Source organism: Mycobacterium tuberculosis H37Rv, assembly GCF_000195955.2.
GTDB lineage: Bacteria > Actinomycetota > Actinomycetes > Mycobacteriales > Mycobacteriaceae > Mycobacterium > Mycobacterium tuberculosis.
Window position 1 is genome coordinate 130,786 of the sequence record NC_000962.3, and the last position, 13,240, is coordinate 144,025.

A 13,240-nucleotide genomic window follows, 5' to 3' on the forward strand; every position below is an offset into this window, starting at 1 on the left:
CTAACGGCTCACGGATCGAATCAGTGGATGCGGTGGGGTCCGTGAATCAGCCGGCAAGCGGCCAAGCGTTGCATTGTGCGGCCGACATTGGGGGGCCGACGAAATCGGCTCACAAAATGCGGTGGTGGGCCCTGCCGACGTGGTAACCCGCCGGGAAGGACTTCTCGATGACCTGCAGCTGGTGGTTCACTCTCGACTCCAGCTCGAGCACCACGCAGCTGTCACCGACGGTCTTCGACTCAAGGACGATGTACCGCTGACCGCCACCGTTGACATCGGTGATCGGGTCACCGGAGTGCAATGTTTCGACGGGCACCAAATCCGGATTTCCGTTTGACTCCACGCGAAACACAGTAAGGCAATTAAGCCGACTAGGGAACACTCTGCGTGGTGCGCCACCTCGACGCGGAGGCACCAGCGGGTTGGCCGCGGCGGGCTCGCTCTTGGGTGGTCGCCAGTGATTGTGACCAGCTGCCGGAGCGGGAATGCGTGTTGGACAGCCGAATCCCCGCAATTGGCGCAACGTGCCCCGGAAGCCGCGCTACATTTGGCTCCTAGCCACCAGACAGCTTGCCCGAAAACGGCAGAGGTCCCTGATGTCGCTTTTGATCACATCACCGGCGACGGTGGCTGCGGCGGCAACACATCTGGCGGGTATCGGATCGGCGCTCAGCACAGCCAACGCGGCAGCGGCCGCTCCGACGACGGCGCTATCGGTCGCGGGTGCCGATGAGGTCTCGGTGCTGATCGCAGCGCTATTCGAGGCGTACGCCCAGGAGTATCAGGCGCTGAGTGCCCAGGCACTGGCGTTCCACGACCAGTTCGTGCAGGCGCTCAACATGGGTGCGGTTTGCTATGCGGCCGCAGAGACAGCCAACGCAACTCCGCTGCAGGCTCTGCAGACTGTGCAGCAGAACGTCCTCACCGTGGTCAACGCGCCCACCCAGGCATTGCTAGGTCGACCAATCATCGGCAACGGTGCCAACGGGTTACCGAACACCGGGCAAGACGGTGGGCCCGGCGGGTTGCTGTTCGGCAACGGTGGCAACGGCGGATCCGGCGGGGTGGATCAGGCCGGTGGTAACGGCGGTGCAGCCGGCCTGATCGGTAACGGCGGGTCCGGCGGCGTCGGCGGGCCGGGGATAGCTGGCAGTGCGGGCGGGGCGGGCGGCGCCGGTGGGCTGCTGTTCGGCAACGGCGGGCCCGGCGGGGCCGGTGGGATTGGCACCACCGGTGACGGTGGGCCTGGCGGTGCCGGCGGTAACGCCATCGGTCTGTTTGGCAGCGGAGGTACCGGCGGGATGGGCGGCGTCGGCGGCATGGGCGGTGTCGGCAACGGCGGCAACGCGGGTAACGGCGGCACCGCCGGACTGTTCGGTCACGGCGGGGCCGGCGGTGCCGGGGGCATCGGCAGCGCCGACGGCGGGCTCGGTGGTGGCGGCGGCAATGGCCGGTTCATGGGCAACGGTGGGGTCGGCGGTGCCGGCGGCTACGGCGCTAGCGGAGACGGCGGAAACGCCGGCAACGGCGGCTTGGGCGGCGTGTTCGGCGATGGCGGGGCCGGTGGTACCGGCGGTCTGGGTGACGTTAACGGCGGGCTTGCCGGTATTGGCGGTAACGCCGGGTTCGTCCGCAACGGCGGAGCCGGCGGCAATGGCCAGCTCGGCAGCGGCGCAGTCTCCTCGGCGGGTGGGATGGGCGGCAACGGGGGCTTGGTGTTCGGCAACGGCGGCCCCGGCGGTCTAGGCGGGCCGGGCACGTCGGCCGGCAACGGCGGTATGGGCGGCAACGCTGTCGGACTGTTCGGCCAGGGCGGGGCCGGCGGGGCCGGCGGGTCCGGATTCGGGGCCGGTATTCCAGGTGGCAGGGGCGGTGACGGCGGTAGCGGCGGGCTGATCGGCGACGGCGGCACCGGTGGCGGTGCAGGCGCGGGTGACGCTGCTGCATCGGCCGGTGGTAACGGTGGTAACGCCCGGTTGATCGGGAACGGCGGTGACGGTGGCCCGGGCATGTTCGGCGGGCCCGGCGGAGCTGGCGGCAGCGGCGGCACGATATTCGGCTTCGCCGGAACCCCCGGGCCGAGCTAGGCGTGTTGCATCCCGCCCAACGGCGCAGGCAACAATGGTGCGATGAGTGGCGCCAGCTCATCGGAGTCGCCCACCTGCTATCGCCATCCCGGGCGCCGGACCTACGTCCGCTGCACCCGATGTGATCGGTACATCTGTGGCGAATGTATGCGCGTGGGTCCCGTCGGCCACCAGTGCGCGGAGTGTGTGCGCGAAGGCGCCCGGGCGGTGCGGCAGCCTCGTACCCCATTCGGCGGGCGGCAGCGGTCGGCAACTCCGGTGGTTACATACACGCTGATCTCGCTGAATGCGCTGGTGTTCGTCATGCAAGTGACCGTGATGGGTCTGGAACGGCAGCTCGCTTTGTGGCCACCCGCGGTCGCCAGCGGTCAGACCTACCGGTTGGTGACCTCGGCGTTCCTGCACTACGGGGCGATGCACCTGCTGTTGAACATGTGGGCGCTGTATGTGGTGGGTCCGCCGTTGGAGATGTGGCTGGGCCGGTTGCGGTTCGGCGCGCTGTATGCGGTGAGCGCGCTGGGTGGCTCGGTGTTGGTCTATCTGATCGCACCGCTTAATACGGCGACGGCGGGGGCATCGGGGGCGGTGTTCGGTCTTTTCGGTGCCACGTTCATGGTGGCCAGGCGGCTCCACCTTGATGTTCGTTGGGTCGTCGCGCTCATCGTGATCAACTTGGCTTTCACGTTCCTCGCGCCGGCGATCAGCTGGCAGGGGCACGTCGGCGGGCTGGTAACGGGTGCGCTGGTGGCAGCGACCTACGTCTACGCGCCCAGGGAACGTCGGAACTTGATCCAGGCCACAGTGACGATCACCGTTTTGGTTGCGTTCGTCGTGCTGATCGGCTGGCGCACAGTCGATTTGCTCGCACTGTTCGGTGGGCGCCTCAACCTGAGCTGAACACATCAAAACCGATAGCCGCTTGTCTTCGCGTGTCTTCGGGGAATCCGACGCGGTCACATCTAAACTCGCCACGATCAAGAGGAGGGGCAGCGACGTATCGGCAGCAAGCACTGCGCCGGACGACGAAGTGGTCAGGGCGCGCTAACAGCGAGAGCTGAGCCGGGCGGGATTCACTCCGTGCCGGCACGTTCTGTTCCCCGGCCCCGTTGGGTGGCCCCGGTGCGCCGGGTCGGTCGGCTGGCCGTATGGGATCGGCCGGAGCGGCGCAGCGGAATTCCAGCGTTAGATGGCCTTCGTGCGATAGCGGTCGCGCTGGTACTCGCCAGCCATGGCGGCATCCCCGGTATGGGCGGCGGGTTCATCGGCGTCGACGCCTTCTTCGTCTTGAGCGGATTTCTCATCACCTCGCTGCTGCTCGACGAGCTGGGGCGCACCGGTCGTATCGATCTGAGCGGGTTCTGGATTCGCCGTGCGCGGCGGCTGCTGCCGGCGCTGGTGCTGATGGTTCTCACCGTGAGCGCCGCACGCGCACTATTTCCTGACCAAGCTCTCACCGGGCTACGGAGCGATGCGATCGCCGCGTTCCTATGGACGGCGAATTGGCGGTTTGTGGCCCAAAATACCGATTACTTCACCCAGGGCGCTCCACCCTCGCCCCTACAGCACACCTGGTCGTTGGGGGTGGAGGAGCAGTATTACGTTGTCTGGCCACTGTTGCTGATCGGGGCGACGCTACTGTTGGCGGCCCGGGCGAGGCGCCGTTGCAGACGGGCCACGGTGGGCGGGGTTCGGTTCGCCGCGTTCCTGATTGCCAGTCTCGGCACGATGGCTTCCGCCACCGCCGCGGTCGCATTTACCTCGGCGGCCACCCGCGACCGGATTTACTTCGGCACCGATACCCGTGCGCAGGCGTTGCTGATCGGCTCCGCGGCAGCGGCTCTGCTGGTGCGGGATTGGCCATCGCTGAACCGCGGGTGGTGCCTGATCCGGACTCGCTGGGGACGGCGGATTGCCCGTCTGTTGCCGTTCGTCGGGCTGGCTGGGCTGGCGGTGACGACTCACGTCGCAACGGGCAGTGTGGGCGAGTTCCGCCATGGTCTGCTGATCGTGGTGGCAGGTGCGGCCGTCATCGTGGTTGCCTCGGTAGCCATGGAGCAGCGCGGAGCGGTGGCCCGCATCCTGGCCTGGCGACCGTTGGTGTGGCTGGGCACCATATCGTACGGCGTCTATCTGTGGCACTGGCCAATCTTTCTGGCGCTCAACGGCCAACGTACGGGCTGGTCGGGCCCGGCCCTGTTTGCCGCTAGGTGTGCAGCCACGGTGGTGCTGGCCGGTGCGTCGTGGTGGCTGATCGAGCAACCTATTCGGCGCTGGCGACCGGCACGGGTTCCGCTGTTGCCGCTGGCAGCGGCGACCGTTGCCAGCGCTGCCGCCGTGACGATGCTCGTTGTTCCGGTCGGAGCCGGACCGGGGCTACGCGAGATCGGCCTTCCGCCCGGCGTTTCGGCGGTCGCCGCGGTCTCGCCGTCGCCGCCGGAAGCGAGTCAGCCCGCGCCCGGGCCACGAGATCCCAACCGGCCGTTCACCGTTTCGGTATTCGGTGATTCGATCGGGTGGACTTTGATGCATTACCTGCCGCCGACTCCCGGATTCCGGTTCATCGACCACACCGTCATCGGCTGCAGCCTGGTACGCGGCACACCGTATCGGTACATCGGTCAAACCCTGGAGCAGAGGGCGGAATGCGACGGCTGGCCGGCCAGATGGTCGGCGCAGGTCAACCGGGACCAACCGGACGTTGCGTTGCTGATCGTCGGCCGCTGGGAGACGGTAGACCGGGTCAATGAGGGGCGGTGGACACATATCGGCGACCCGACCTTCGATGCGTACCTCAACGCCGAGCTACAGCGAGCGCTCAGCATCGTTGGATCCACCGGGGTTCGAGTGATGGTCACCACCGTGCCCTACAGCCGCGGCGGCGAAAAGCCGGACGGCCGCTTGTATCCGGAGGATCAACCCGAGCGTGTGAACAAATGGAACGCCATGTTACATAACGCCATTAGCCAACACTCGAACGTCGGAATGATCGACCTCAACAAAAAGCTTTGTCCAGACGGCGTTTACACGGCCAAGGTCGACGGCATCAAGGTCCGCAGTGATGGTGTTCATCTCACCCAGGAAGGCGTGAAGTGGCTGATACCGTGGCTTGAGGATTCGGTGCGGGTCGCCAGTTAATCCGCCGTGTGCTCCGGATGAGCGCGACGGTAACCCTGGAATTGTGCTGTGTGCTGGCTGTGTCGTTGTGATGAGCCTGTCTAAGTGGTGCGTAACCGTTTGACGAGCCGCGGCCTCGCTGCAAACATTGAAGCCCGCACGTCTGGGTTTGTATTTACACAACGAGGGCGCTCCCCGATCTGGCGCGCGCAACGAGGTGCGCACTATCCATTCGAGGTGAACTGGACTCCTTGATGCTCAGGCCGGTGCGGTTTGTCGAGAAAGGCGAATAGGAACAGTCCATGAAAGTGTGGATCACTGGGGCTGGCGGAATGATGGGGTCACATCTCGCCGAAATGTTGCTGGCCGCCGGACACGATGTGTACGCTACCTACTGCAGGCCGACCATCGATCCGTCGGACCTGCAATTCAACGGAGCAGAAGTCGATATCACCGACTGGTGCTCGGTCTACGATTCGATAGCGACATTCCGCCCCGACGCGGTATTTCATCTCGCGGCCCAAAGCTATCCGGCGGTTTCGTGGGCCCGGCCGGTTGAGACGCTGACCACCAACATGGTTGGCACCGCCATCGTTTTCGAAGCACTACGTCGCGTGCGACCGCACGCAAAGATTATTGTTGCGGGCTCGTCGGCCGAATATGGATTTGTTGACCCATCCGAGGTTCCGATTAATGAGCGGCGAGAACTTCGCCCGCTCCATCCGTATGGTGTTTCTAAGGCGGCCACCGACATGCTGGCGTATCAATATCACAAGTCTTACGGCATGCACACCGTCGTCGCTCGTATCTTCAATTGCACCGGGCCACGCAAAGTCGGAGATGCACTTTCCGATTTCGTCCGCCGTTGTACATGGTTGGAGCACCATCCGGAACAAAGTGCCATCCGGGTGGGAAATCTTAAGACGAAACGGACTATCGTGGACGTCCGCGATCTCAATCGGGCGTTGATGCTGATGCTGGATAAAGGCGAGGCCGGGGCTGACTACAATGTGGGAGGTTCGATCGCCTACGAGATGGGCGACGTTCTCAAACAAGTAATCGCGGCTTGTAAACGTGACGATATCGTGCCGGAAGTCGACCCCGCCCTTCTTCGGCCCACCGACGAAAAGATCATCTACGGAGATTGCAGCAAGCTGGCGGCCATAACAGGCTGGCAACAAGAAATCTGTTTGACTCAGACGATTGCCGACATGTTCGATTATTGGCGTAGCAAATCCGAGTCCGCCCTGATGGTGTGACCGAATGTCTTTGTCCTGCCAACCTGAGGAGCAGATAAGATTGACCGTAACGGACTCTCAGTATCGACAAAAGGTGTGCACCGCGAGAACTGCTGAGGAGATCTTTGTAGAGACAATCGCTGTCAAGACACGCATCCTCAATGACCGGGTCTTGCTGGAAGCCGCTCGCGCAATTGGGGACCGCTTGATTGCCGGCTATCGTGCGGGAGCACGCGTCTTCATGTGTGGCAACGGTGGTAGCGCTGCGGATGCGCAACATTTTGCCGCGGAGCTAACGGGTCACCTGATCTTTGATCGGCCACCGCTTGGCGCCGAGGCACTCCACGCCAATTCGTCGCACCTAACAGCGGTGGCCAACGACTATGACTACGACACCGTTTTTGCCAGGGCCCTCGAAGGATCTGCGCGTCCCGGCGACACGCTTTTTGCGATAAGTACCTCCGGCAATTCTATGAGTGTACTGCGGGCCGCGAAAACCGCAAGGGAGTTGGGTGTGACGGTTGTTGCAATGACGGGCGAATCCGGCGGCCAGCTGGCAGAATTCGCAGATTTCTTGATCAACGTCCCGTCACGCGACACCGGGCGAATCCAGGAATCTCACATCGTTTTTATTCATGCGATCTCCGAACATGTCGAACACGCGCTTTTCGCGCCTCGCCAATAGGAAAGCCGATCCTTACGCGGCCATTCGAAAGATGGTCGCGGAACGTGCGGGACACCAATGGTGTCTCTTCCTCGATAGAGACGGGGTCATCAATCGACAAGTGGTCGGCGACTACGTACGGAACTGGCGGCAGTTTGAATGGTTGCCCGGGGCGGCGCGGGCGTTGAAGAAGCTACGGGCATGGGCTCCGTACATCGTTGTCGTGACAAACCAGCAGGGCGTGGGTGCCGGATTGATGAGCGCCGTCGACGTGATGGTGATACATCGGCACCTCCAAATGCAGCTTGCATCCGATGGCGTGCTGATAGATGGATTTCAGGTTTGCCCGCACCACCGTTCGCAGCGGTGTGGCTGCCGTAAGCCGAGACCGGGTCTGGTCCTCGACTGGCTCGGACGACACCCCGACAGTGAGCCATTGCTGAGCATCGTGGTTGGGGACAGCCTCAGCGATCTTGAATTGGCACACAACGTCGCCGCTGCTGCCGGTGCATGTGCCAGTGTCCAGATAGGGGGCGCCAGTTCTGGCGGTGTCGCTGACGCGTCATTTGACTCGCTCTGGGAGTTCGCTGTCGCAGTCGGACATGCGCGGGGGGAGCGGGGCTAATGGCGATCTTGCGCGGGCGAGCGCCGTTGCGGCTCGGACTCGGCGGTGGCGGGACAGACGTGGAACCGTACTCGAGCCAGTTTGGCGGACGAATTCTTAGCGTAACCATCGACAAATACGCCTACGCGTTCGCGGAGCGCGGAACAGGAGATGAGATCGCCTTTCGCTCGCCGGACCGCGACCGAGCCGGCCAGGCCTCGATCGACGATCTGGCGTCTCTCGAAGAAGACTTTCCGTTGCACGTCGCCGTCTACCGGCGGGTGATTGCGGAGTTCAACGGTGGTACACCGTTTCCGCTCCAGCTGGCGACGCAGGTGGACGCTCCTCCCGGGTCGGGGCTGGGCTCGTCGTCTGCTTTGGTGGTGGCGATGCTTCTCACGACATGTGCGCTCATCGGCTCGTCGCCGGGCCCATACGAGCTGGCGCGACTGGCCTGGGAAATCGAACGGGTTGATCTCGGCATGGCCGGTGGTTGGCAAGACCACTACGCCGCGGCTTTCGGCGGCTTCAACTTCATGGAGTCCCGCCCCAACGGAGAAGTCGTGGTGAATCCGCTTCGGATACGGCGGGAGGTGATCGCCGAACTGGAAGCTTCCCTTCTTCTGTACTTCGGCGGCGTCTCCAGGCTGTCGTCGGAAGTCATCGCCGATCAACAACGCAATGTCGTCGAGCGAGACGCGGACGCGCTTGCGGCCACTCACTCGATCTGCGCCGAGGCACTCGAAATGAAGGATCTTCTCGTGGTGGGTGACATACCCGGCTTCGCCGATTCACTGCTTCGCGGCTGGCAAGCGAAAAAGCGGACGTCAACCCGAATCTCGAACCCCGCAATCGAGCACGCTTACCAGGTCGCGCAGTCCAGCGGCATGGTCGCCGGGAAAGTCTCGGGTGCCGGTGGGGGTGGCTTCCTCATGATGATCGTGGACCCGCGTCGCCGTATCGAAGTCGCACGCAGCCTCGAACGAGAGTGCGGAGGATCGGTGGCTCCTTGCCTGTTTACCAAAGGCGGAGCGGTGACCTGGCATATCCCAGAGTCCACGGCACCCGTAAGGCGTGGAGTTGCTGATGCCGTGGCTTCAGCGCTCGGAAACGCTGGAATCTTGCTGTGTGCTGGCTGTGTCCTTGCGACGAGCCACTCGACTTGGCGCGTACCGGTTTGACGATCGGGGAGCCCAGTGCAAGCATGAGACCCCGCAAGCACCGGGCGCTGACGCCTCTTCGTGAGGTGACTGAGACGACACCTCCGTGTGTCCTGGCCGTGAGGAGGTGAGGGCGAGATGAGTCCGAGCGACAGTCCCGATCCGACATTCGTCTTGTCCCGATCTGGCTCCGGCATTCTTTCTGCCTTCTGAGCTTTCGCGAGTTACTGCGCATGTCCGATGTGGCGCAGTTGTGGCGTTCTGAATGACGCACGCTGATCGGGCTTCCTGCAGGAGAAGAACATGACCACGATGATCATGACTTTTGTTGTTCCACAACGTGTTACCCGTGCGACGAAAGGGCGGGCACGGTCGCTGCTGCGGGTGAGTCGGCGTCTGACGGACACGTTTCGCGCACCGCTCGCCTGGACCCCGCAGGAGCGGGCCGACCGGTATGTGGCACGTATGCCGATCGCGGTGATTGCGGACTGAGCGGGCGTCGGCGCGTGGCGCGGTTACCCGTTGGACCGGCGCTAGCCCAACCCGCGCGCGCGTGTTGGTACACCGACACGCTGTCTGGGCCCTACAACTGCGCACGCTCGCGGCCAGTGCCGCTAGCCGACCACCTCAATGGGATCACCAACGGTGACGGCGTCGAAGTACCATGCCGCGTTGTCCGGGCTGAGGTTGATACAGCCGTGGCTGACGTTGGCGTATCCCTGCGAGTTGACCGACCAGGGGGCCGAGTGCACGTACACGCCGCTCCAGGTAACACGAACCGCGTAGTGGGCGGTGAGCAGATACCCGTCCGAGGAATTCAGCGGGATGCCGATGGTACGCGAGTCCATCACGACCGTGCGCTCCTTGGACATTGCGTGAAAGCTACCGATTGGTGTCGGGCGGCTGGGCTTGCCTAACGACGCGGGCATGGTGCGGAGGACTTCTCCGTTTCTGCTGACCGTGAAGGTATGTGCCGAGATGCTGGCAACCCCGATCAGTGCGTCACCGGTCTCGAATCCTTCGGTCAGTTCCTGCACACCCACCGAGACACGGGTGTGAGGTGGCCAATACCGGTGGGGCACCCACCGCACGACATTGCTAGCGACCCACTCGAAGTGTCCGGTCGTGTTGTGCGGTGTGCTGATGCGGATGGACCGCTCGACGGCGCGGCGATCGGTCACGGGCGTGGTGAATGTCACCACCACCGGGTGCGCCACCCCCACCACGGCACCATTAGCCGGCGACACCGACGCAACGCCTGGGATCGGTTGGAGTGGCGGGACCGCGGCGGTCGCTATGCTGACTGATTCCGCGGTGAGCATCAGCGTGATCGCGACCACAACGGATAGATAACGAACCACTCGACGCATGGCGTCCACCCTCCCGAGATGGTGCGATCGACACACGACATTCTAGTGACCATCGACCCATTGCGGGCCGAGCAAGCAGTTTCTGGATAGCCCCGCCGCCCCGCGGGTGCGGATTGGCAGGCCGCGCGGCCTCGCGTTAGCCTCAGCGGAATCGGTGCCAAGGCCGAGGAGGTGCGGGTGCTCTTCCGTCAGCTGGAGTACTTCGTCGCGGTCGCCCAGGAGCGGCATTTCGCTCGGGCCGCTGAGAAGTGCTACGTGTCGCAACCTGCGCTGTCTTCGGCAATCGCCAAGCTCGAACGCGAACTCAACGTCACCCTGATCAATCGCGGACACAGTTTCGAAGGCCTTACTCGCGAGGGTGAGCGGTTGGTGGTATGGGCCAAGCGGATACTTGCCGAGCACGCTGCGTTCAAGGCCGAGGTGGATGCGGTGCGGTCCGGGATAACCGGGACGCTTCGGCTAGGCACGGTTCCCACCGCGTCAACGACGGCATCCCTGGTGCTGTCGGCGTTTTGCTCGGCGCACCCGTTGGCGAAGGTGCAAGTCTGTTCCCGGCTGGCTGCGACCGAGCTGTACCGACGGCTGCGCGAATTCGAGCTCGATGCCGTCATCGTGCACCCCGAGACCCAAGACAGTGATGATGTTGATCTGGTGCCGCTCTATGAGGAGCAGTACGTGCTGTTGTCGCCGGCGGATATGCTGCCGCCGGGGACATCGACGTTGGTGTGGCGGGATGCCGCGCAACTACCGTTGGCATTGCTCACTGCGGATATGCGGGACCGCCAGGTTATCGACGCCGCGTTCGCCGACCACGCGGTCTCGGCGATCCCGCAGGTCGAAACCGATTCCGTTGCTTCGCTGTTCGCACAGGTGGCAACCGGCAACTGGGCGTCCATCGTTCCGCACACCTGGCTATGGGCAATGCCAATGAGCGGGCCGACGGGTGGTGAGATCCGCGCGGTCGAATTGGTCGATCCGGTGCTGAAAGCCCAGATCGCCCTGGCTACCAACGCCTTGGGACCGGGATCTCCGGTTGCCCGAGCGCTCATAACATGCGCGCAGGCGCTGGCGCTGAACGAATTCTTTGACACGCAGCTGCGGGGGATCACCCGTCGCCGCTGATCGCGGGCGTCGCTGCGCTGGTAGTGTTCAGCTTCGCCAGGTGGCCGCTCTCCACCCCGTCTGCAGGGTCGAGTTCGCAGTCGATGAGTGACGGTCCGTTCGATGCCAGTGCATCGGTCAGCGCCGACTCCAGTTCGGTTGGGGTGCTTACGTGATATCCTTTGCCGCCGAACGCCTCTGCGATCAGTTCGTGACGTGCATGAGCGTTCAGCACGGTGGGCGCTGGGTCGTGTCGCCACACCGGGGCGGCCGACCTAAAGATCGTTGCCTCGTCGCCGCGGTAGACGCCGCCGTTGTTGAGGATGACGACGGTGACCGGGAGTCGGTATCGGCAGATGGTCTCGAACTCCATGCCGCTGAAGCCAAATGCGCTGTCGCCCTCGATCGCCACGACAGGTCGCCCGGTCTCGACGGCGGCCGCGATGGCGTAGCCCATGCCGATGCCCATCACGCCCCAGGTTCCGCTGTCGAGCCGGTGCCGCGGTAGGTGCATGTCGATGATGTTGCGGGCGAGGTCCAGCGCGTTGGCGCCTTCGTTGACCACATAGACATCCGGGTTGCGTTGCAGCACAGACCTAATGGCACCAAGCGCGTTGTAGAACCGCATCGGATGATGATCGTCGGCCAACCGCCGACGCATCTTGGCACTGTTGCGGGCCTTGCGGTCGGCGAGCTCGCCGGTCCACGCCGCCGAGGCCACGCTCGAACGATCGGCCGCAGCTTCGAGGAGCGCCGACATTACCGAGCCGATGTCGCCGGTCAGCGGTGCCACGATCGGCCGGTTGCTGTCAAACTCCGACGCCTCGATATCGACCTGGATGAACTTGGCATCGGCCGACCATTGCGGCGACTCTCCGTTGCCTAGTAGCCAATTCAGCCGAGCGCCAACCAGCAGCACCACGTCGGCGCGGGCCATCGCCAGCGAACGAGCCGCAGCCGCCGACTGCGGGTGTGAGTCGGGCAGCAGCCCCTTGGCCATCGACATCGGCAGGAAGGGAATGCCGGTGTGCTCCACAAACTCCCGAATAACGTTGTCGGCCTGCGCATATGCCGCGCCCTTGCTGAGCACGAGCAGCGGTCGCTGCGCTTGGGCGAGCACGTCCAGCGCGCGATCAATCGCCTCCGGTGCCGGCAGTAGTCGGGGAGCCGGGTCCACCGGCCGCCAAATGGCGCCGGAAGCAGCCGATGCCTCAACGGCCTGGCCCAGCACATCGCCGGGGATATCGAGGTATACACCGCCGGGCCGCCCGGAGGTCGCGGTGCGAATGGCGCGCGCGACGCCGCGCCCGATGTCCTGGACTTGGCCGATCCGATACGCCGCCTTCACGAACGGTCGAGCGGCGTTGAGCTGGTCGAGGTCCTGATAGTCGCCGCGCTGCAGGTCGACCATCGGCCGGCTGCTCGATCCGGAGATCTGGATCATCGGGAAGCAGTTCGTGGTGGCGTTCGCCAGCGCGGGCAGGCCGTTGAGAAAGCCGGGGCCGGACGTCGTCAGACACACGCCGGGCCGTGCGGTGAGGAACCCCGCGGCGGCCGCCGCATTGCCCGCTGATGCTTCGTGGCGGAAACCGATATAGCGGATCCCCGAGGCTTGGGCGGCGCGAGCCAGGTCGGTGATCGGGATGCCGACAACGCCGTAGATGGTGTCGACGTCGTTGGCTTTGAGGGCGTCCACCACCAGGTGGCAGCCGTCGGTCAGCACTGTGCAGGGAGATGCCGATCGTGTGGTCATGGTGTTCACTGTTGTCCGGGGCGCCGGCCGTGTCCAAGACCGAGTCACTATGCAGCGATTTACGCGGTCTATCAACCGTTAGCGGATCGGTATTGGACGCCGGGCAGGCGAGCCCGGCACTGTGCTGATCGTGCCGAACCCGCACACCG

12 protein-coding genes are annotated in these 13,240 nt (G+C 64.2%); 9 read left to right on the forward strand and 3 right to left on the reverse strand.

Annotated features, from left to right (window positions below; all coding sequences use genetic code 11):
- Window positions 1–109 precede the first annotated feature (109 nt).
- Window positions 110–319 (reverse strand): hypothetical protein, encoded by a 210-nt coding sequence (locus Rv0108c; protein NP_214622.1) that lies wholly within the window; start codon window positions 317–319, stop codon window positions 110–112.
- A gap of 277 nt (window positions 320–596) precedes the next feature.
- Between Rv0108c and PE_PGRS1 the strand changes: the two genes are divergently transcribed.
- From PE_PGRS1 to Rv0115a, 8 genes are all read left to right on the forward strand, one after another.
- The gene (gene PE_PGRS1 / locus Rv0109; protein ID YP_177692.1) at window positions 597–2,087 is read left to right on the forward strand and encodes a PE-PGRS family protein PE_PGRS1; all 1,491 of its coding nucleotides are present in this window, start codon (window positions 597–599) and stop codon (window positions 2,085–2,087) included.
- A gap of 147 nt (window positions 2,088–2,234) precedes the next feature.
- Window positions 2,235–2,984, forward strand: coding sequence for an integral membrane protein (locus tag Rv0110; RefSeq protein ID NP_214624.1), 750 nt, complete (start codon window positions 2,235–2,237; stop codon window positions 2,982–2,984).
- 180 nt (window positions 2,985–3,164) lie between these two features.
- Window positions 3,165–5,222: an acyltransferase gene (locus Rv0111; RefSeq protein NP_214625.1), complete on the forward strand. Its 2,058-nt coding sequence runs from the start codon at window positions 3,165–3,167 to the stop codon at window positions 5,220–5,222.
- Between the two features lie 281 nt (window positions 5,223–5,503).
- Window positions 5,504–6,460 (forward strand): GDP-mannose 4,6-dehydratase, encoded by a 957-nt coding sequence (gca, locus tag Rv0112; protein ID NP_214626.1) that lies wholly within the window; start codon window positions 5,504–5,506, stop codon window positions 6,458–6,460.
- A 73-nt stretch (window positions 6,461–6,533) separates the two neighbouring features.
- Entirely contained in the window at window positions 6,534–7,124 is a 591-nt protein-coding gene (gmhA, locus tag Rv0113) for a phosphoheptose isomerase (protein ID NP_214627.1), read from the forward strand.
- A 31-nt stretch (window positions 7,125–7,155) separates the two neighbouring features.
- Window positions 7,156–7,728 (forward strand): D-glycero-alpha-D-manno-heptose-1,7-bisphosphate 7-phosphatase, encoded by a 573-nt coding sequence (gene gmhB / locus Rv0114; RefSeq protein NP_214628.1) that lies wholly within the window; start codon window positions 7,156–7,158, stop codon window positions 7,726–7,728.
- Window positions 7,728–8,888, forward strand: a complete 1,161-nt coding sequence (gene hddA / locus Rv0115) for a D-alpha-D-heptose-7-phosphate kinase HddA (RefSeq protein ID NP_214629.1) — start codon at window positions 7,728–7,730, stop codon at window positions 8,886–8,888. Before gmhB ends, hddA begins: the two co-directional genes overlap by 1 nt.
- Before the next feature lie 282 nt (window positions 8,889–9,170).
- Entirely contained in the window at window positions 9,171–9,359 is a 189-nt protein-coding gene (locus Rv0115a; RefSeq protein ID YP_009030027.1) for a hypothetical protein, read from the forward strand.
- A 122-nt stretch (window positions 9,360–9,481) separates the two neighbouring features.
- On the opposite strand, the gene ldtA is transcribed toward Rv0115a, so the two are convergent.
- A complete protein-coding gene (gene ldtA / locus Rv0116c; RefSeq protein ID NP_214630.1) occupies window positions 9,482–10,237 on the reverse strand; it encodes a L,D-transpeptidase LdtA in 756 nt (251 codons plus the stop codon).
- A gap of 177 nt (window positions 10,238–10,414) precedes the next feature.
- On the opposite strand from ldtA, the gene oxyS reads away from it, so the two are divergent.
- Window positions 10,415–11,359 carry an oxidative stress response regulatory protein OxyS gene (gene oxyS, locus Rv0117; protein ID NP_214631.1) on the forward strand — a complete coding sequence of 315 codons (945 nt, stop codon included), beginning with the start codon at window positions 10,415–10,417 and terminating at the stop codon, window positions 11,357–11,359.
- Here oxyS and oxcA read toward each other — a convergent pair.
- Window positions 11,343–13,091, reverse strand: coding sequence for an oxalyl-CoA decarboxylase OxcA (gene oxcA / locus Rv0118c; RefSeq protein NP_214632.1), 1,749 nt, complete (start codon window positions 13,089–13,091; stop codon window positions 11,343–11,345). The genes oxyS and oxcA overlap by 17 nt on opposite strands.
- Window positions 13,092–13,240 lie beyond the last annotated feature (149 nt).